Source organism: Paenibacillus sp. FSL K6-2441 (assembly GCF_037964765.1).
Taxonomy (GTDB): domain Bacteria; phylum Bacillota; class Bacilli; order Paenibacillales; family Paenibacillaceae; genus Fontibacillus; species Fontibacillus phoenicis.
The window spans coordinates 1,591,056-1,610,781 of record NZ_CP150174.1 but is presented as its reverse complement, the minus strand read 5'-3'; the positions used below and the strand labels follow the sequence as shown (position 1 = coordinate 1,610,781).

Sequence of the window (19,726 nt, the reverse complement as noted above, 5' to 3'; positions counted from 1 at the left end):
AGCAAGGAGAACTCCTTATGAACGCAAAACAACGGAAACTCATCTACCGGATCTTGCCCTATACGATCCTCACGATCATCGGCATCTGCTTCGTCTTACCCTTGCTTTGGGTGATGGTTGCTTCGGTTGATCCCAATGCCATGCAGACGCTGAAAATGCCGCAGCGGATCACGGCGGATAATTATATCAACGTGATCACCAGCCGCGAGAACCAGCGCGCTTTCCTGATCGGTTTGATCATGTCGCTGGGGCAGGCGCTGCTCGTCGTCCTCTTGGCACTGTTAGCCGCCTATCCGTTGTCCCGTTATCAAATGAAATACAAGAAGCCGTTTATGTTGACCATCCTGTTTATGACTTCCTTGCCGATTACGGCGGTGATGGTCCCGGTCTACCAGCTGTTTCTAAGTTTGAAGCTGTATGACCAAATCTTTGGCGTTATCCTGTTCTATGTAGCTTCATCCATGCCCTACGGCATTTGGATGCTAAAGAACTTCATGGATTCCGTCCCTCTGGATCTGGAGGAAGCGGCATGGGTCGACGGGGCCTCGGTATTTACGGGGATTCGCAGAGTCGTAGCGCCGCTGATGGTGCCGGGCATTTGCACGGTGGCCATCTTCACCTTCTCGGGCAGCTGGGGGAACTTCTTTGTCCCGTACATTTTGCTGCAAAATCCGGAGAACTTCCCCGCTTCCCTGAAGTTATACCAGTACTTTGGTCAATACGGGATGATTGAATACGGCAATCTTGCGGCCTTCTCCATCCTGTATGCGATCCCGTCCATCGTGCTGTACATCTTGTCCCAGCGGTTTATGTCCAAGGGGTTTGGTTTACAAGGGGGAACGAAGGGGTGACTTCCACCATTCGTCCGATCAGGACATCCGGCTCCACAATCGTTAGAGCTTTCCCATACGGAAGCAAGTAGTAAGGCACATAGGTATGCAAGGAGGCGTCCTCCAGAGATTCCGGCAATAACTGGAAATAGTTGCTGCTTTTGTGACCGCCTGGCCCAGTTTAGGCGAGGGGCTCCATCCCTGGCTCGATCCACGATTCGTAGGTTGGCCCGTAAATATCAGGAACTCGCAGTCCCGCCTGACGCATCAATACCGTCATTTGTCCCCGATGATGCGCCTGATGCATCAGCGTAAACCGGAGCGATGCCCCGTTTGACCAGGGTTCACCTTGCGATCTCCGTTGTGTTCAGGAGCTGCTCGTCCGTCCATTGCGTGCGGATCGCCTCGATGAGTGCCCCGCTGATCCGCTGGTACTCCTCTGCGATTTGCGCCGCTGCCGGGGCTTTAGAGCAATTGTCTAACAAATGCAAAAATGAACAAAGGCCCTGCTGCAGCAGGGCCTTTGCATGAGGTACTATTCAATTAAAAGATAAACGCTTTGGAAACAATGACCAGCAGGATGAAGAGAACCAGAATCGTCCCTGTGGAAGTCCAGAAACCACCATAACCTACGCCACCTACGCCATTTTCATATCCCGACATTGATTTTCCCTCCTTTTTAAATATAGAACATCATATTACAGTTCGTTAGCGAACGATCGGGACATTCGCGGAGAGAGGCAAAAATGGGTATACGTTCACCAGGTACCCATGCTGAATATGAGACGGCGGCTCTAGCCTAGCTCACGCCTAGTCAAGCCAATAGCCATTTGCATAAGATGAAACAAGTAGATTTAAAAGCAGGTGGTGTTCTTGGGAGGAAAAAAGAGGCGTCAATACCAAAGAATCCAAGAAAATGACCTATCCTCGGACGACTTGGCCATTATCGGTGCCGGGTTCACCGTGCTTGGGGATCTTTTCGATTTGCTCTCCCTGTTGAAGCTGAAGGAGGAAAAGGGGCAGAACGGCGGTGATACTGAGGAGACGCTGCTTGACGAGTTCATCTTGCACCAAAGCAAACCCGAAAATAAAAATAAAAAGCGGAAATAAATAAAGGCGCCGGAGCCAGCTCCAGCGCCTTTGAGGTATTACCGGGACAACTTGGCTACCTTCAGCCTCCATCGCCGCCATTTCAAATACACGAGCACCAACAGCAGCGCGCCCAGCCCAATAAAGAAAAACTTTAAATATTTCTCCACCAGGTCGATGGCAACTTGCCACTGTTCGCCAAACACCAATCCGATGCTTACAAAAACAGTCACCCAGAGCGCTGCTCCTGTGTAAGCATACAAGGCAAAGGTTCGAAAAGGAATGCGCATAATGCCAACAAAGTAACCAAAAAACTGCCTTACACCCGGCACAAAGAAACTGATAAGCAGCATTCTATTGCCGTATTTCTCGTAGACCCGCCTCGTTTTGTCCAAATGTGAGGGCTTGACCATAATCCACTTGCCATAGCGTTCGATCAACGGCACACCGACCCGATGTCCGACGAAATAGGTAATCGTCACCCCGATCACCGCCCCAGCATATCCAGCGAAGAGTGCCGGCAGGAAACCTAGCACGCCTTTATATGCCAAATATCCCGTATAGGTCAGAGTCGTTTGACCCGGAGGCAGCGGCAGCGCGATAAAGTCGATGGGAAGTCCGAGCAGCAGAACAAAATAGCCGTAATGCTCAAACATCCTTTCAATCCAATCCAATACGTCCATCATCCAAATCTCCTTTAGCCATTGCAGGCGCTGCCCACGCCAATCAGTCCACTCTTTATGTTATCAGTATATACGGAGATTTTCCAATCTAAAAGGGACCGCGAACGGGGCGGTTCCCCGCCCCGGGTCCAGCCCTGTTCCTAGTTGGCAAAAGGAGAGACGTATCTTATCCGAACCGGCCGCTGATATAATCGTCTGTCCGTTTCTCGGACGGATTGGTAAAGATTTTACTCGTATCGCCGTACTCAACCAGCTCCCCCATGAGGAAGAACGCCGTTTTTTCCGACACCCGAGCCGCCTGATGCATATTGTGCGTGACGATGATAATGCAGTATTCCTGCTTCAGCTCGGCGATCAGCTCTTCAATTTTGGCACTGGATACCGGGTCCAGGGCCGAGGCCGGTTCATCCATCAGGATGATGCTTGGATTGACCGCAATCGATCGGGCGATGCACAGTCTTTGCTGCTGGCCGCCGGACAGGGCCAAGGCGGAGCTGTGCAGTCGGTCCTTCGTTTCGTCCCAAAGGGCCGCTTTGGTGAGCGATTCCTCAACGATCTGATCCAGCTTCTTCTTGTCCCGAATCCCGTGGTAACGCGGTCCAAAAGCGATATTTTCATAGATGGACTTATGGAACGGGTTTGGCCGCTGCCATACCATGCCGATCTTTTGGCGCAGCAGCACGACATCGGTCTTCGGATCATTGATATTGTCGTCCCCGATCCAGATTTCCCCCGTGATCTTCGCCCCGCGGATCAAATCGTTCATCCGATTCAGGCTGCGCAGGAATGTGGACTTGCCGCAGCCCGAAGGGCCAATCAAGGCGGTTACCTGCCGGGAAGCGAAATCGAGCGATATATTTTTAACGGCTTGTTTCTCTCCGTAATAGACGCTTAAGTTTTTCGTAGATAGTTCAATATTTGACACTTGGCTTCGCCCTCCTATTTCGTCGCCGTAAATTTCTTGAGCATCACGCGTCCGAGCCAGCGAGCCAGCAAGTTAAACACCAGCACGGTCAAAATCAGGACGGCCGACGCACCGGCGGCAATTTCAGGCGCATCCGGCGCCAAGCCTTCGGAATTGATCTTCCAGATATGAACCGCCAGCGTCTCCGCCGGACGGAACGGATTCAGCGGGGACGTAGGGCTCAACGGATTCCAGTTGCTAAAGTCGAGGCGCGGACTGCTCATCCCGGCCGTAAACAACAGGGCAGCTGCTTCGCCGAACACGCGGCCCGCCGCCAGGATCGTCCCGGTCAGAATCACCGGCATGGCGATCGGCAGCATCACCGATTGGATCGTTTTCCATTTGGACAAGCCCAGCGCCAAGCTGGCTTCCTTTTGCGCCTGCGGCACGCTGGCTAACCCTTGCTCGGTAATCCGCACCATCAGCGGCAGGTTAAAGATCGTCAAAGCTAACGCCCCTGAGAACAGGGAGAAGCCAAAGCCAAACAGGTTCACGATCACGAGCAAACCAAACAAACCCACGACAATCGATGGAAAAGAGGACAATACCTCAACGATCAAACGGATAAAATCGGTAATTTTCCCCGGTTTAGCGTATTCGCTCATATAGACCCCCGCGCCGATACCGAGCGGAATCGTGATGATCATGGTCAAGACCAAGAGGAACAAGGAATTAAACAATTGCGGGCCAATCCCGCCACCTGCCTTAATCGTTTCAGGAGGTGACGTGAGAAAATCGAAACTGATATGACCCAGCCCCCGGACTAAAATAAAGCCGAGTAACCCCGCCATAATCAAGACAATTAAGCCAGCTAAAGCGATAATAACAACTGTTGCGATTTTGTCGACGGTTTTGGCGCTCATCGTTTTGCTCTCCTTTCCAGCCAACGCACGATAAAGACGAATACAAACGTCATCAGCATCAAGATTAGTGCCAGCGTCCAGAGGACGTTATTCTGCGTCGTGCCCATGACCGTATTCCCCATGCTCAGCGTAATGACGCTGGTCAAGGTCGAGGTGGATTCAAAGAGCGAGCGCGGGATATGCGGCGCGTTCCCGATAACCATCTGCACCGCCAGGGCTTCCCCGAAAGCCCGAGCCATGCCGAGTACAACCCCGGTCAGCAAGGACGGTAAGGTCGTCGGCAATACGGTCCGTGACAAGGTTTGCCAGCGCGTAGCGCCAAGGGCGTAGGAACCTTCTTTCAAGCCGGGAGGCAGGGCAGACAGGGCGTCGGTGGCGATCGACGTGATCGTCGGCAATATCATGATCGACAGTACGGTCGCTCCCGCCAAGATCCCCAGACCTTGTCCCGGAAAAATATCCCTGTAAAAAGGTACGATGATACTAAGCCCCACAAAACCATACACGACCGAAGGTATCCCGGCCAGCAGCTCGATGACCGGCTGCAAATACTTCTTGCCGAACTTCGGCATAATTTCAACCATAAACAATGCTGCGCAAATGCCAAGCGGTGCTGCGATCAGCGCCGCCAGAATCGAAGTGCTGAACGAGCCCAAGATAAACGGCAGGGCGCCAAACATCGGCGGCTCCCCATCCGGCTTCCAGTTCGTGCTGCCGAAAATTTCACCTAGTGAGATTCCGTCTTGAACAAAAGTGCTTAACCCCTTGGTTGCTACGTAATAAACCATCGAGAAGATCGTAACCACCAGCAATACGATACAAAATGAAGCGTAAATTTTGCCGGTCCATTCCTCGACGATATGCGGTTGTATTTTTTTTCTTCCGCCGGACTGAGCCATGAAACCTCTCCCTTTAAGAACAGCACAGAAAGAGGCAGAACCGTCCGCCTCTTGCCGCACTGATATGATGTTATCGAATCTGCTGGTTATTTCTTCGTGATGTTGCCGTCAACATCGCGTTCCACTTGCATTTTGCTGATCGGAATATAGCCAAGCTCTACTACGTCGCCGTTGTCGCCTTGAACATCCGAGGAAACCATGTAGTCCAAGAAGGCTTTCACGACATCGTTTGGCTCGCCTTTCGTATACATGTGCTCATAAGCCCATACCGGATAAGTTCCGTTTGCTACGTTTTCTTCCGTTGCGTCCACGCCTTCGTACTTCACAGCTTTGACCGTATCGTCAAGGTAGGACAAGGCCAGATATCCGATCGCCCCCGGCGTTTCGCCAACCAGTTTCTTTACCGTACCGGAGGAATCTTCTTGGATCGAACCTTGCAGGTCCTCCGTTTTCGTACCCAACGCGTATTTCTCAAATGTGGCGCGAGTCCCGGAGCTCGACGGACGGTTTACGATTTGAATCGCTTGGTCCGGACCGCCAAGATCTTTCCAATTTGTGATTTTACCCGTGAAAATTTGGACCAGTTGGTCTTTTGTCAAATTGTCGACAGTGATGTCCGGGTTAACGACAGCTGCCATCGCGACGACAGCAACTTGGTGGTCAACCAGTTCACCAGCTTGAGCCGCATCCAGCTTCTCTTCTGCGAAGACGTCGGAGTTCCCGATGTCCGCTTGGCCTCCGGAAACCTGCGTCAACCCGGTGCCGCTTCCGCCGCCTTGAACTTGTATAGAAACATTCGGATTCTGATCCATGAATTTTTTCGAAACTTGGTCTACCAAAGGTTGTAAAGCCGAGGAACCTACAGCCAAGATCGACCCGGAAAGTTCCGATGTCGCTGCATTACCCCCGTTGCTCGCGGATGCTTCATCCGCAGTGCTTCCGTTGGTGCCGGCCGTGTTGTTTGGTGCCGCGTTGTTTTGACCGCATGCTGCCAGCGCGAAGCTCAGCACCAAAGTCAAAATCAATAACATACTCTTTTTCATTGTTTAGGTTTCCCCCTTAATTGATTTACAGTTTGATTATAGAAAGCGAAGATCAATGCTGTGTTCTCGTTTTGTAAACTTTGTGTAAAATAAGAGGGCACCTTAGTCTTTAGGTTTATTCTATGCAAAAAATAAAAAAACACTCCCGCGCCGGCCGGCGAAGAGTGCTTGAGAAGTGAACTATTCCGTGACCCCTGTATTTTTGGACAGCAGGCCTTTGAGTTCTTTCATAAACATGTTGATATCTTTAAATTGACGATAAACCGAAGCAAACCGTACATATGCAACCTCGTCCACCGGATAGAGCTGCTCCATCACCAATTCGCCGATTTGCCGGCTCTCTACCTCGGCGTTCGCCGAGTGGCGCAAGGAACGTTCCACTTCGGATACGATGGATTCCAGCTGTTCGACGGAAACCGGACGTTTCTCGCAGGCTCGAATCAGACCTCGCAGCATTTTCTCCCGGCTGAATTCCTCGCGGCTTCCATCCTTTTTGATCACAATCAACGGCACTTCTTCCACCATTTCAAACGTTGTAAACCGCCGGTTGCATTTCTCGCATTCACGCCGGCGGCGGATCGAACGGTTCTCGTTCGCCGGTCTCGAATCAAGCACTTTGGTGCCTAAATAGTCGCAATAAGGACATTTCAAACTAGAACACCTCCCCTCTAAATGACGTCATCACGGCCTGTCTCACCGGATGGCAATAAATTACTGCAAATTCATGTGATTGAAATTCCTAGTCCAGCACATAATACTGTTACCAACCACAAGGAGGTGAACAAATCATGGCCCAAAATAATAACTCTTCGAACAACCTGGTGGTTAGACAAGCATCCGGAGCTTTGGATCAAATGAAATATGAAATCGCTCAGGAGCTTGGCATCTCTTTCCCACAAGACGGATATGCTGGTAACCTGACTTCTTACGAAAACGGTTCGATCGGTGGTTTCATCACGAAACGTCTGGTGACCCTGGCTGAACAACAGCTGGCAGGTCAATTCAAATAACCGATCAACTGAAGAGAGCATTGGCTGGCGTAAGGTCGGTCAATGCTTTCTTTTGTTATAACCTTAGGCCCCCTTAAAAATCATCATATATCTTTAAATATTGTTTGTAATAGTGGGATACCCGCTGGACGTAATGCCGGGTCTCGCCAAAAGGAATATTTTGCACCGTCTCCAGTCGTCCGTCCCATCTCCCGCTCTTCAGCCAATTTTTCACATTGGTTGGTCCGGCATTATACGCTGCGATCATGGCGATGGTGTTACCGTCAAATTGCTGGGAGAGCGATCTCAGATACCAGGTGCCGATCTGGATATTCGTTTCCGTCTCGTTGCGGATGTCTTCCAGCGTTGTATTGGGCAACTTCGCTTTGGAAATCACCCACTCCGCCGTATCGGGCATGATCTGCATAATTCCGAGCGCGCCTTTCCGGGACTCCACGCCCGATTTGTAGTTCGTCTCCACCTTAATGATCGCTGCAACAATAAACGGATCCAGGCCGTTGTTCTTGGCATGCCGCCGGATTTCTTCTTTATAATAAATCGGGTAAAACAACGAAAGCCATGCCGAATTAAAAAAGATGAGGATGATGAAACCGATAAACAACAGAAGCAAGACTCTTTTTTTGCGAAGCCACCTCATCGTAGTCCCTGATCCCGCCAAAAGTCATCTATCTGCCGCTTCGTTTCCTCAAGTCCACCGCTGTTATCAATCAAAATATCCGCCCTCTCTTTCTTGATTTCGATATCCATCTGGGCGCTGATCCGCTGCTCGGCCGCCTCCTTCGATAACCCGTCCCTCAACATCAACCGGGTTAACTGTACCTCGCGGGGGACGTAGACAACCATAATTTGATCGTATAACGGATCAAGACCCGATTCATAAAGCAGCGGGATATCCGCCACCACCAATCTGTGAGGATCCGCTGCTTCCAGCTCTTCCATGCGCCGCTTCATTTCAGCGCGGATCGCCGGATGCGTTAGTGCCTCCAGCGCCTTACGCTCCTCCGGATTCGAGAAGACGATCTCGCCTAGCTTCTTGCGATTCAGCGTTCCATCGGGGTGCAGCACGCCCGGGCCAAATCGTTCGCTAACGGCGGCCAATACCGGATGGCCCGGCTCCATAATCTCCCTGGCGATCACATCCGCATCGATGATGGCGGCCCCACGCTCGGCCAACAATCGGGAAACCGTGCTTTTCCCGGTCGCAATGCCTCCGGTCAGTCCGATGTTCATAACCCTATCCACCTCACACTCATAACTTGGAGCCTCGTTCTATCTCGTTAGCCGTTGCTTGGCGCGTGCAGACCCGCTTGTCCGATAAGGCGGCTGACAATTCGGGCAAAAATGCGTGCCCCGCCCCCCTACAACGGTCTTCATCACCGGCTGTCCGCAGTTCAGACAAGGCTCACCTTGGCGGCCGTACATCCGCAAGGAATGTTGAAACATCCCCATTTCACCTTGCCCGTTCACGTACGATTTGATGGAGGAGCCACCAGCTTCTACCGCTTCGGTTAACGTCTCAACGATGGCGGTATGAAGCTGCTCCAGCTGCCTCTTGGTCAGCTTGTCCGCCGGATATTCCGGGTGGATGCCTGCCCGAAACAATGCTTCATCTACATATATATTCCCCAAGCCAACGATGTATTCCTGGTTCAGCAAGGCTGGCTTGATTTTCGTGGTTCGCCGGGAAATTTTATCCTGGAATGCTTGAAGGGTAAACGACTCCTCCAGCGGCTCCAATCCCAGCTTCACCAGCGGCTTGTTCGTAAACTCCTCCCCAGGAGCAAACAGATGCATCGTACCAAACTGGCGTACATCCTTGTAGCGGAGTTCCGTCCCGTCCGTAAACCGGAAAATGACATGGGTATGCTTCTCCACCTCTTCTCCGGGCTGATACAGCCCGTAACGCCCTTCCATCCGCAAATGGGAGACGAGCACCAGCCCATCCATGATAATCCGCAAAAATTTTCCGCGGCGGCCAATCTCTAAGATGGTATGGCCGGCAAGTTCGGCTTCAAACCGTCGGATATCATCCGGCCGTTGGATGATGCGCGGCAGAAACACATGAACACTTTGGATCGTCTTGCCCACGATCAATTGGGTTAAGGTCCGTCGGACCGTTTCCACCTCCGGCAATTCCGGCATATCCTCTCACCTCGATCTAAGTTGTTGTCATGCGCAGAGCTTACTTCGCTTCGTACCAATTTAATCCGCTGGATACTTCGGCTTTCAGCGGTACAGAGAGCTCCAACGCTTTCCCCATCGTCTCCGGAACCAGCTTGCTCATGAACTCCAGCTCCTCCGGCGGCACCTCAAACACCAATTCGTCATGCACCTGAAGCAGCATGCGGCTCTTTAATCCGTGCTTATGCAGTTCCTCATCCATGCGCACCATAGCCAGCTTGATGATATCCGCCGCTGTCCCCTGAATTGGCGTATTCATCGCCGTCCGTTCCGCGAAGGAACGCAGGTTGAAATTCGAGGCGTTGATCTCGGGCAGATAACGGCGGCGCTCCAGCAGCGTCTTAACATATCCGTCACGCTTAGCTGCCTTCACGATCTCATCCATGTAACGCCGAACCCCTTGGAAGGCATTAAAATATTGCTCAATAAAGCGAGCAGCCTCCTTCCGCGTGATGTTCAGGTTCTGGGACAGGCCGTAATCGCTGATCCCATAGACGATGCCAAAGTTGACCGCCTTCGCGGAACGTCGCATATTGGCGTCCACCTGATCCGGTCCTACGCCAAACACGTCCATGGCCGTCTTCGTGTGGATGTCCATATCGTGCAGGAACGCTTCCTGCAGCCCTGGATCCCCGGAAATATGCGCTAACACCCGAAGCTCGATTTGCGAGTAATCCGCGGACAGAATAAACCAGCCTTCCTCGGACGGCACAAACACCTTGCGGATTTTGCGGCCTTCCTCCAGCCGGATCGGGATATTCTGCAGGTTCGGATACTGGCTGCTCAAGCGTCCGGTAGCGGCAATCGTCTGCCGGAAATACGTATGCACTTTGCCCGTTTTCGGCGAAATCTCCTTCAGCAGCCCCTCGACATAGGTCGATTGCAGCTTGGCCAGCTGGCGGTATTCCAAAATAAACTGCACAATCTCATGGTAAGGCGCCAGCTTCTCCAGCACTTCCGCATCTGTGGAGTAGCCGGTTTTCGTCTTCTTGATGACCGGCAGGCCCAGCTTATCAAACAGAATTTCCCCTAACTGCTTCGTGGAATTGATATTAAACTCCTGGCCGGCGATCTCATAAATACGCGCAACCAGTTTATTGATTTGGGCTTCAAATTCCACGCCCAGCTCTTTCAAGGCTTCCTTGTTGACGGCAACGCCTTGCTTCTCCATGTCGGCCAAAATCCGAGATAACGGCATTTCCAGCTCATAAAATAACTTCTCCATCTCGTATTTCGCCAAATCCTCACGCTGCAAAGGCAGGATCCGCAGCAAAGCATCCGCCTTGCGAGCCAGATGACGGCTCAATACATCCGGCTCCGGCACTTTGAATTTCGCGCCTTTGCCATAAACTTCATCGTCTCCGGGAACCTGCGGCAGCTGGTATTTCGCGGCCAGCCCGCTGATCGTCTGGTCGCTCTCCGTCGGATCAAGCAAATAGGCCGCCAGTTGCACGTCGTGCTCGGCTCCGGCAAAAGCAACGCCATGCCAGAACAGCACCAAATCCGCCCGGTGCAGATCATACCCGCGCTTCGGCACCTGCTCGTCCGCCAGCCAAGCGCGCACTTCCGCCGCAGCCTCCGATTGCAGCACGTCAAACGACAGGAAGTAGTGGCGGCTGGCCGTAGACAGCACCATGCCCATCATTTCGGCCTGATGCGGGTTCTCCCCGTGGGACTCCACGATGATTCCTTCGATGTTTGGCAAATCGGCCGTAAGCTCCTTAAGGTTGTCCAAGTCCACCGTGGTCACCTGGATGTCAACCTGCTCCGCGCGAGCCGCTTCGCCGGTTGCATTCTCGCCGCCGGCAAAGGACATCCGCTCCAGCAGCGACTTAAACTCCAGCTTGCGCAGCATCGGGACCGCGGTTTCCTCCGGAATGCCGTCAAACTTCATCTCCTCCCAGGACCGTTCAATAGGAACCTCGCGGAAGATGGTTGCCAGCTGCTTGCTCATGCGGGCGTCCTCTGCGTGGTTGACCAGATTTTCCTTCATTTTGCCCTTCAATTCGTCGGTATGGGCCAACACTTCCTCAACGGAACCGTATTGATGCAACAATTTCAGGGCTGTCTTCTCTCCGATTCCCGGCACTCCCGGAATATTGTCGGACGTATCGCCCATCAGGCCCTTCAAATCGATGATTTGCAGCGGCTTCAACCCATATTTCTCTTCGATTTGCTGCGGGCCGTAAGGCTCGACTTCACTGACACCCTTGCGCGTTAGCGCCACTTTAACCCGATCGCTGACGACCTGTAGCATATCCTTATCGCCGGTCACGACCAGCACTTCATGACCGGCCTCTTCCGCCCGTTTGCTCAAGGTGCCGATAATGTCGTCCGCTTCGTACCCGGACAGTTCAAACCAGGCGATACCAAAGCTCTCCAGCAGCTCGCGCATCAGCGGAAATTGCTCGGACAGCTCCGGCGGCGTTTTGTCGCGTCCTCCTTTATACTCCTGATAGCCTTCATGCCGGAACGTCACTTTGCCCGCATCAAAGGCAACCAGCATATGGGTAGGGCGCTCCTCTTGGATCAGGCGCAGCAGCATATTGGTGAAACCGTAAACGGCATTCGTATGCAACCCGCTGGAGTTCGTGAGCGGCGGCATCGCAAAAAATGCCCGGTAAATGATGCTGTTCCCATCTATAAGAATCAATTTTTCCATACGACACCTCGTCCACAGTATTCTACCTTATCTTATGATAACACAGGGGCCATCCCGATAACACCAAAGCCGTCCTTGGAAAAGAAAAACCGGTCGCAGCCTGCGTAATTTCGCCAGCTGCGACCGGTTGGACGCACGAAAAACTTCATTTCAAAGTTATTGGTTCAGGTCAGGACGATGCCCGGTCACCAGGTAAACGGCGCTTTCCCCGATATTGGTTGCATGGTCGGCGATTCGCTCGATGTATCGGCCCACCAGCGTCAGCAGCATCGCCTGCTGGAGGGATTCCGGGTTTTCGATCATAAACCCGTACAACTCTTGAATCATCTGGCTGTACAGGTGATCTACCTCGTCGTCATCCTTGGCCATTTTGTAAGCCAGATCGGTATTCTCATCCAAATACGATTGCAGCGATTCCCGCACCATCAGTATGACTAGCTCGGACATCTTCGGGATATCGATGAGCGGCTTGATTAACTGCTGGCCTTCCAGCCGCAGGGTGACCTTCGCGATATCGATCGCCAAGTCTCCCATCCGCTCCAAATCGCTGGAAATTTTAAACGCCACGATAATCCGCCGCAGGTCCTTGGCCACCGGCTGCTGAGTCACGATCAGGCGCGAGCCGAGGTCCATCACTTGCTCTTCCATCCGGTTCAGCTCGACATCGCGTTCAATGATGGTTTTCGCTTTGGCCGAGTCCAGGGCCTGCAGGGCGCTGATCGCCCCCGTCAAGGCATCCTCCACATGCTCGCCCATTTTTCTCAGCAGCTGCCGTAAATCCTCCAGATTCTGATCAAATTCCTTTCTTTGAATCATCTTGCTGCAGCCTCCTTGTTATCCGAAACGACCGGAAATGTAATCTTCAGTGCGTGGATCCTGCGGCGTGGAGAAGAGCTTCTGCGTATCGTCCGCCTCCACAATTTCTCCGTTCAGGAAAAAGACCGTCTTACCCGAGATGCGCGCCGCCTGATGCATGTTATGGGTGACCATAACGATCGTATAGCTATCTTTTAATTGCTGCACCAGCTCTTCAATTTTGAGGGTAGAGATCGGGTCCAGCGCTGAAGTGGCTTCATCCATTAGCAAAATATCCGGCTGCACAGCGATCGCCCGGGCGATGCAAAGCCGCTGCTGCTGTCCGCCGGACAGGCTCAGGGCCGACCGATTCAGGAAATCCTTCACCTCGTCCCACAACACGGCCTGGCGAAGGCTTCGTTCCACGATCTCGTCCAGCTCCGCTTTATTCTTGATGCCGTGTAACCGCGGGCCATAAGCCACATTGTCATAAATCGATTTCGGAAAAGGATTCGGCTGCTGAAACACCATCCCCACCCGTTTGCGCAAAGCCTCCACTTCAACATCGTCGCCGTAAATGTCGGTGTCGGCAATTTGGACAACCCCTTCGATCCGCGTGCCCGGAATCATATCGTTCATCCGGTTCAATGTGCGGAGAAGCGTCGATTTGCCGCAGCCGGAGGGGCCGATGAAAGCGGTAATTGCTTTTTCCGGAATATCCAGAGAAACGTCTTTTAACGCATGGAATCGGTCATAATATAAGTTTAATTTTTGAATCCGGATGATAGGTTTCATTGCAGTTCTCCTTCACCAAAATACGTCTAAGCCACCGGCCGCAGCCTCTAAGCCGTTACGGGCCGGGGAATGCCAAGCAAGCTTGAAGCACGGTACCCGCCTTCCCGCGAGCCCGTGCCAATTCTACATCGATTTAGCTAGTATACGCATATTCGCGAATTGTCTCATGTCAAACAATTGTATTCTATCGCACTTATGTAAAAGCACATGAGCTACATTGTAAACGTGGTGTAAAATTTTACGAAAGTGATGTTAAATGTTGTAACTCCCAGAGCACGGTTCTCGTTCGCTCGGCCGCCGTTTCCGATGAGCGGAACATCTCCTGGCTGCGCTGCTCTGCCGCCCGGGCGGACTCCACCAGCGCTTGGAACGTCCCGTCCGCGTTACCGACCCGTTCGTGGCTTTCCGCCATCTCCTCCGCTGTTGAGGAGACGGTGGCTGCCGTTTGCTGAATCAAGTGATTCACCACCCCTAACGTGTCGCCAATTTCCTCCGAGAATCGCTTGGTCTGCAGTGCAAGCTTACGAACCTCGGAGGCGACGACCGCAAACCCGCGCCCGTGCTCGCCGGCATGTGCCGCTTCGATTGAGGCGTTCATCGCCAGCATGCCGCTTTGGTCCGCGAGACTGCGGATATGATCCGCAACCGATGAGATCTGCTGCATCTGCTCCAGCAGCTTGGCCATTTGCTTCTCTTGGGAACGGGCCATCTCGAGCACGCGGGTAAACGACGCCTTCACGGCCTCCAGCTCTTGCCGCCCCTCCAACGATAAATCATTCATCCGCTCGGTCTCCTGCAAGCTTCGTTTTGCCGATTCCGCCACCGCTGCAATCGACTGCTCGATCTCTACGACCCGGTCGCGGCTGTCACGCACCGCCGCCTGCCTCGCTTCATCCGCCTCCCGCTGCAGCTCCCGGGACATCTGCATCAGATCCTGAATCGTCAGGATTCCGTAATATTTCCCTTGATCGGTTAAGATCAGACCATCGTAGAAGGAGGTTCCCTCCCTTCCCAACGCCAGATCCAGCAGTTCACCAGCAGGCGTATCACCTTCGCAAATCAAAGGTTGCTGCTCGGCAAACTGAAACGATGCGACTTCATAAAATAGATCAGCGGCAAACCGCCCCGCCAAGTGGCGGAAAAACCGATCCCGCATCAGCAGCCCCAACGATTTGTGATCCTCATCACAAATCACGATGCACGGAAGCTCAGGCTGCCTTTGAAACTCCCCCATCACCTGGCGACAGGGAACCTCCGGGCCAATAACCGGAACCTTGCGACAGAAGGAACGGGCTTCAACCGTTGTTAGCCCCCTACTTCCTGCACCTGCCCGCCCTCCATTCGAGCGATCCTCTTGCCTCACCAACACCGCACGGTGAATCTCGCCTACTTCGCTGCTTGCTGTCCCGCTCCCTGTCTCTTGATCTGTCGAGCTTTCCAGCAGTGCTATGGCCTGTTTTCCCAACCTGCTTCACTCCCCCATATGTAAACGCTGCGTTCGATCTAATCATAGAGGGATAATGTTAAGCTTATGTTCCCAGGATGTTAGCCCTATGTAAAAAAGAACGTCCACCATAAAAGTTACATGATGGACGCTTGCTTCTTATTCACAACCAGTTTATAGCCAACACCGCGAATGGAATCGATATGCACGGACTGCGGATCCAGCTCAAGCTTCTTGCGCAGCGAACTGACGTGCACATCCACCGTCCGCTGTCCTCCGATATAGTCAAATCCCCACACGGCGTTCATCAGATCGTCTCGGGTCATCACCACGCCGGGCTTGCGAGCCAAGTACAGCAGCACCTCAAACTCCTTAGGTCTCAGCGTGATTGGTTCCCCGTTTAACGTGACCTCGTATTTCTCGGGGTAAATCGTCAAGGCGCCCAGCACGATTTGTGAATTATCCTGCTCAGCCGGCTTCTCGCGTTCTTCCTTGCCGGTGGAACGGCGGAGAACGGCGGCAACACGAGCCAACAGCTCCGCAACGCCAAACGGCTTCGTGATATAATCGTCAGCACCGGATTTCAAGCCCTGGACGACCTCTTCCTCCGCATTTTTGGCGGTCAGGATAATCACCGGCGTCTTCACACCCTCGCTGCGCAGCTTCGACATGATCTCAAAACCGTTCATGCCCGGCAACATCAAATCCAGCAAGATCAAATCAAAATCCTGCCGCAGTGCGGTTTCATAACCGATTTGCCCGTGATCCTCTACGATAACTTCATAGCCTTCGTTCGTCAGGTTGTAAGACAAAAGCCGGGATAACGTCGGTTCATCTTCGATAACCAATAGACGTTGAGTCATAGTACCCTCCATTTGTTTGCGGTACAAGTTCATCTCTGAACCAATATCACTTTAATGACAAGCCCAGCATATCACGGCAATGTTAACGTAGTGTAAAGTTAAACAAAAAACGGTTTACATTTTATTTTTATGATCCCCGGACCGATCCTAATCATCCAGGGAATGCATCAGGGGCAGTTCCAGAATAAACGTTGTTCCTTCGCCAACCTTGCTCTCCACGCGGATCGTGCCGCGGTGCAGATCCACGAGGTGCTTGACGATGGACAGGCCAAGTCCTGTCCCACCTGAGCTGCGGGATCTGGCTTTATCTACCCGATAGAACCGTTCAAAAATTCGCGGTAGATCCTTTTTAGGGATGCCGATACCCGTATCGCTAACGAGAATACGCACCTTCTCCTCGTCCCCGCCTTCGCCTATGATGCTTGCGGAAACGCGCACTTTCCCGCCTTCCAAGGAATAGCTGATCGCATTGGACAGCAAATTCATAAAGATTTGCCGCAGCCGATCCTCGTCCGCTTCGATAAATAAATGCTCGGGCACGTCATGCGACATCGAGATCGACTTCTTCTCCGCAGCCGGGAGAAGCACTTCATAAAGACTGTCAAACAGCTCGCTTAACTGCACGGGCGCGTACTCCAGCGGCACCCGCTTCGATTCGATTTTGGACAGCTCAAGCAGGTCGCCAATCAGCCGGTTCAACCGGTCGCCTTCATCATAGATGATCTGCAGGAAGGAACGGGTGGTCTCCTCGTCCTTCACCCCGCCGGCGAGCAGCGTTTCGGCAAAGCCTTTGACCGCGGCAATGGGCGTCTTTAATTCGTGGGATACGTTGGCCACGAATTCGCTGCGCATCCGTTCCAGCTTGCGGATTTCGGTGACATCCTGCACCAGGAACAACATGCCGCGATAGTTGCCGTTATCCTCAAACATCGGCACCCCGTCGAAATGCAATATTTTCTCCTCGGGATCGTAGACGTTGCGTTCTTCCTGTACCGCTTCTTTCCGGGCGATGCCTTCCTCCATAAATTTAACGAATTCGTAATTTCGCTTGAGCTCCTGATACGGTTTGCCTAACACCAGCTCGCCCTTGGTATGGAGGATGCGTTCCGCTTTCCGGTTAATCAAGGCGATATGCTCGGTGGCATCTACCATAAGAATACCGCCGGTCATATTTGCGAGGACGCTTTGCATCAAATCCTCGTTATCCCGGATCCGCTTGAGCTGCTGCTGCAAGCTGTCCGCCATTCCGTTTATTGCCATGCCCAGTTGACCGATTTCGTCCTTACGGGCCAGCTTGACTCTCGCGTCGTAATCAAATCGAGAGATACGGTGGGCTACGCGAGTAATTTGTTCCAGCGGCTTCGTTAACCCCGCCGCCACCCGGTAACTCACCAGCCCCGCGATGAGGAATAGAACAAGCAACGCGCCAAACAGCCACATCCAGGCTTGGGCTAGCCCCTCCTCCACGTCAGCCAAACTCATCGAAAGACGGATATAGCCGTCAAATTCGCCGGCGGTCACGCGCTGGGCGACGTACAGCATATTTTCGCCGATCGTTTCGCTGTACCGGATCGCACTCCCGACGTTCCCGCCCGCTGCAGATTCAATCTCCTGACGATGGGCATGGTTATCCATATGCTCAGGATTGGATTCCGAATCGCCAACAACGTTCCCGTCCAGGGTAATGAACGTGACTCGGGAACCGGTCAGCTCCTCGAATTGCTTCGCTTGACGTTCGTAGTAGGCCTGGGCCTCGGGATTCCCTTGGGCGGAAACGAAATCCACGGTAGCTTCCAGCAAGTTAATTTCCCGGGCCATATTGTCCTCCAACGCCCGAATATGCATATTCTTAAACATCTGGGCCATCGCCAGGCCGGCAGCCAGCATGGAGATGCCCAGCAAAATCATCAGGATGAGGGTTAGGCGCGAGCGAAAGGTTTTCATGTTTATTTAAACACCGGATCCTTAAATGCGGCGAGCTTCGCCAACGAATCTTTCTCCACGCCTTCATGCAGGCTGTCCCCGTGCGAATCCATCGTTACGATCGCCGCAAAACCTTCGACCTCGAGATGCCACATCGCTTCCGGAACGCCAAATTCCAAGAAATCAACGCCGTTGACTTTCTTGATACATTCCGCATAGTACTGCGCTGCCCCGCCAATCGCATTCAAATACACGCCGCCATGCTCTTTCAAGGCAGCTAGCGTCTTCGGCCCCATGCCGCCCTTGCCGATCACGGCGCGGATGCCAAATTTCTTCATGATATCCCCTTGATACGGTTCTTCGCGGATGCTGGTTGTTGGTCCGGCCGCCTTCACGTGCCAACCTTCCTCGTCTTTCAGCATGACCGGTCCGCAGTGGTAAATGACCGCACCGTTCAAATCCAACGGGGCGTCGTGATCCATTAAATATTTGTGCAGAGCATCCCGTCCAGTGTGCATTTCCCCGTTGATGATCACCACATCGCCCACCCGCAGGCTGCGGATTTGCTCTTCCGTCACTGGGGTTTGCAGCACAACTTCTCTGCTGGCTGGCGCTGGAGTCCCTTCGGCAGCTGCTCCTGTTGCAACCGATTCAAGCTCGCCGTCCACCGGCACCTCGCTGCCGCGTTCATAAAGCCATTCACGGATCGCCCCGGTTGCCGGATCGATCTCCACGCCCTGACGGCGGAACGCCCAGCAGTTATAAGCAACGGAGACAAAGAAACTTGCCGGAAGCCGGTTAATCGCCCCGATTTTGCAGCCTAAGAGAGTGACTTCCCCGCCAAAGCCCATCGTTCCGATACCCAACTGGTTGGCGGTTTCCATAATATATTTTTCAAGTCGGTCCAAATCCGGATTTGGGTTCACGTCATCCAGCGGGCGGAACAGTTGCTGTTTAGCCAGCTCGTATCCCGTCGTACGGTCGCCGCCGATGCCCACGCCAAGAAATCCTGCGCTGCAGCCTTGCCCCTGCGCTTGGTACACGGCATGCAGGATACATTTACGGATGCCGTCGAGGTCCCGTCCGGCACGGCCCAGCCCCTCCAGCTCGGTTGGAAGGCTGTACTGGATATTTTTATTTTCGCACCCGCCGCCTTTTAAGATCAGCCGGATGTCGATCGAGTCCTGCTCCCATTGCTCGAAATGAATGACTGGCGTCCCTGGGCCTAAATTGTCTCCGCTGTTCGCTCCTGTGAGCGAATCTACCGAATTGGAACGCAGCTTGCCTTCTTCCGTGGCGCGCTTCACCGCGGCGTGAATCGCCTTTTTCATTTCAATTTGATTCGCCCCTACCGGCGTGTGTATCATAAACGTGAGCATCCCGGTATCCTGGCAGATCGGTGAAACCTGCTCCTCCGCCATCCGAATGTTCTGCGCGATGGTCGACATGGCCAAACCGGCCCGTGTCGCCCGGTTTTCCAAGGCACGGCCCCGATTCACTGCACGCCGAACGTCGCCCGGCAATTTCGTTGAAGCTTCCACAATCAATTCGTATACGCTTTCTTCAAACTGGTGCATGATCCAAGATTCCCCTCTCCCTGCCATCTTGTTTGACCCTTTGGCGCGTAATATCCTTCATCACATGGTGTCGTTAACCTATCGCATTCTTCAGATTAATAATAA

22 protein-coding genes are annotated in these 19,726 nt (G+C 53.0%); 3 read left to right on the top strand and 19 right to left on the bottom strand.

Going from position 1 to position 19,726, the window contains the following annotated elements:
* The first annotated feature begins 17 nt into the window (after positions 1-17).
* Positions 18-851, top strand: coding sequence for a carbohydrate ABC transporter permease (locus NSQ80_RS07075; protein WP_009226775.1), 834 nt, complete (start codon positions 18-20; stop codon positions 849-851).
* Between the two features lie 160 nt (positions 852-1,011).
* Here NSQ80_RS07075 and NSQ80_RS07070 read toward each other — a convergent pair whose 3' ends face one another.
* Genes NSQ80_RS07070 through NSQ80_RS07060 form a run of 3 tightly spaced genes read right to left on the bottom strand, consistent with a single transcriptional unit; the run spans position 1,012 to position 1,493 of the window.
* Entirely contained in the window at positions 1,012-1,137 is a 126-nt protein-coding gene (locus tag NSQ80_RS07070; protein WP_232282365.1) for a DinB family protein, read from the bottom strand.
* Between the two features lie 37 nt (positions 1,138-1,174).
* A complete protein-coding gene (locus NSQ80_RS07065) occupies positions 1,175-1,321 on the bottom strand; it encodes a hypothetical protein (RefSeq protein WP_260070005.1) in 147 nt (48 codons plus the stop codon).
* 52 nt (positions 1,322-1,373) lie between these two features.
* A complete protein-coding gene (locus NSQ80_RS07060) occupies positions 1,374-1,493 on the bottom strand; it encodes a sporulation protein YjcZ (RefSeq protein WP_198136240.1) in 120 nt (39 codons plus the stop codon).
* A gap of 204 nt (positions 1,494-1,697) precedes the next feature.
* On the opposite strand from NSQ80_RS07060, the gene NSQ80_RS07055 reads away from it, so the two are divergent.
* Positions 1,698-1,940: a hypothetical protein gene (locus NSQ80_RS07055; protein ID WP_260070069.1), complete on the top strand. Its 243-nt coding sequence runs from the start codon at positions 1,698-1,700 to the stop codon at positions 1,938-1,940.
* Between the two features lie 38 nt (positions 1,941-1,978).
* Here NSQ80_RS07055 and NSQ80_RS07050 read toward each other — a convergent pair whose 3' ends face one another.
* The 6 genes from NSQ80_RS07050 to nrdR form a co-directional block, all read right to left on the bottom strand.
* Positions 1,979-2,605, bottom strand: coding sequence for a DedA family protein (locus tag NSQ80_RS07050; protein WP_332306516.1), 627 nt, complete (start codon positions 2,603-2,605; stop codon positions 1,979-1,981).
* Between the two features lie 163 nt (positions 2,606-2,768).
* A complete protein-coding gene (gene pstB, locus NSQ80_RS07045) occupies positions 2,769-3,527 on the bottom strand; it encodes a phosphate ABC transporter ATP-binding protein PstB (protein WP_009226770.1) in 759 nt (252 codons plus the stop codon).
* A 14-nt stretch (positions 3,528-3,541) separates the two neighbouring features.
* Positions 3,542-4,429, bottom strand: a complete 888-nt coding sequence (pstA, locus tag NSQ80_RS07040; protein ID WP_260070004.1) for a phosphate ABC transporter permease PstA — start codon at positions 4,427-4,429, stop codon at positions 3,542-3,544.
* Positions 4,426-5,328: a phosphate ABC transporter permease subunit PstC gene (gene pstC, locus NSQ80_RS07035; RefSeq protein ID WP_323076194.1), complete on the bottom strand. Its 903-nt coding sequence runs from the start codon at positions 5,326-5,328 to the stop codon at positions 4,426-4,428. The genes pstA and pstC overlap by 4 nt, the downstream gene beginning before the upstream one ends.
* Positions 5,329-5,414: 86 nt before the next feature.
* Positions 5,415-6,371 carry a phosphate ABC transporter substrate-binding protein gene (locus NSQ80_RS07030; RefSeq protein ID WP_339301913.1) on the bottom strand — a complete coding sequence of 319 codons (957 nt, stop codon included), beginning with the start codon at positions 6,369-6,371 and terminating at the stop codon, positions 5,415-5,417.
* A gap of 180 nt (positions 6,372-6,551) precedes the next feature.
* On the bottom strand, positions 6,552-7,022 hold the full coding sequence (nrdR, locus tag NSQ80_RS07025; RefSeq protein WP_009226766.1) for a transcriptional regulator NrdR: 471 nt from the start codon (positions 7,020-7,022) through the stop codon (positions 6,552-6,554).
* Between the two features lie 137 nt (positions 7,023-7,159).
* Between nrdR and NSQ80_RS07020 the strand changes: the two genes are divergently transcribed.
* Positions 7,160-7,381, top strand: a complete 222-nt coding sequence (locus tag NSQ80_RS07020) for an alpha/beta-type small acid-soluble spore protein (RefSeq protein ID WP_009226765.1) — start codon at positions 7,160-7,162, stop codon at positions 7,379-7,381.
* A 73-nt stretch (positions 7,382-7,454) separates the two neighbouring features.
* Here NSQ80_RS07020 and NSQ80_RS07015 read toward each other — a convergent pair whose 3' ends face one another.
* The 10 genes from NSQ80_RS07015 to NSQ80_RS06970 all read right to left on the bottom strand — a co-directional run bounded on the left by NSQ80_RS07015 (position 7,455) and on the right by NSQ80_RS06970 (position 19,621).
* On the bottom strand, positions 7,455-8,018 hold the full coding sequence (locus tag NSQ80_RS07015; protein WP_009226764.1) for a lytic transglycosylase domain-containing protein: 564 nt from the start codon (positions 8,016-8,018) through the stop codon (positions 7,455-7,457).
* Positions 8,015-8,611 carry a dephospho-CoA kinase gene (coaE, locus tag NSQ80_RS07010; protein ID WP_260070002.1) on the bottom strand — a complete coding sequence of 199 codons (597 nt, stop codon included), beginning with the start codon at positions 8,609-8,611 and terminating at the stop codon, positions 8,015-8,017. The genes NSQ80_RS07015 and coaE overlap by 4 nt, the downstream gene beginning before the upstream one ends.
* Positions 8,612-8,650: 39 nt before the next feature.
* On the bottom strand, positions 8,651-9,523 hold the full coding sequence (gene mutM, locus NSQ80_RS07005; RefSeq protein ID WP_339301909.1) for a DNA-formamidopyrimidine glycosylase: 873 nt from the start codon (positions 9,521-9,523) through the stop codon (positions 8,651-8,653).
* 40 nt (positions 9,524-9,563) lie between these two features.
* Positions 9,564-12,224 carry a DNA polymerase I gene (gene polA / locus NSQ80_RS07000; RefSeq protein ID WP_009226761.1) on the bottom strand — a complete coding sequence of 887 codons (2,661 nt, stop codon included), beginning with the start codon at positions 12,222-12,224 and terminating at the stop codon, positions 9,564-9,566.
* Positions 12,225-12,380: 156 nt separating this feature from the next.
* Entirely contained in the window at positions 12,381-13,040 is a 660-nt protein-coding gene (phoU, locus tag NSQ80_RS06995; RefSeq protein WP_009226760.1) for a phosphate signaling complex protein PhoU, read from the bottom strand.
* An 18-nt stretch (positions 13,041-13,058) separates the two neighbouring features.
* Positions 13,059-13,814: a phosphate ABC transporter ATP-binding protein PstB gene (pstB, locus tag NSQ80_RS06990; RefSeq protein ID WP_009226759.1), complete on the bottom strand. Its 756-nt coding sequence runs from the start codon at positions 13,812-13,814 to the stop codon at positions 13,059-13,061.
* A 238-nt stretch (positions 13,815-14,052) separates the two neighbouring features.
* On the bottom strand, positions 14,053-15,279 hold the full coding sequence (locus NSQ80_RS06985) for a methyl-accepting chemotaxis protein (RefSeq protein ID WP_323076191.1): 1,227 nt from the start codon (positions 15,277-15,279) through the stop codon (positions 14,053-14,055).
* Between the two features lie 116 nt (positions 15,280-15,395).
* Positions 15,396-16,121 (bottom strand): response regulator transcription factor, encoded by a 726-nt coding sequence (locus NSQ80_RS06980; RefSeq protein ID WP_009226757.1) that lies wholly within the window; start codon positions 16,119-16,121, stop codon positions 15,396-15,398.
* Between the two features lie 147 nt (positions 16,122-16,268).
* Positions 16,269-18,065 carry an ATP-binding protein gene (locus NSQ80_RS06975; RefSeq protein ID WP_036646475.1) on the bottom strand — a complete coding sequence of 599 codons (1,797 nt, stop codon included), beginning with the start codon at positions 18,063-18,065 and terminating at the stop codon, positions 16,269-16,271.
* Between the two features lie 2 nt (positions 18,066-18,067).
* Positions 18,068-19,621, bottom strand: coding sequence for a fumarate hydratase (locus NSQ80_RS06970; protein ID WP_009226755.1), 1,554 nt, complete (start codon positions 19,619-19,621; stop codon positions 18,068-18,070).
* Positions 19,622-19,726: the final 105 nt, after the last annotated feature.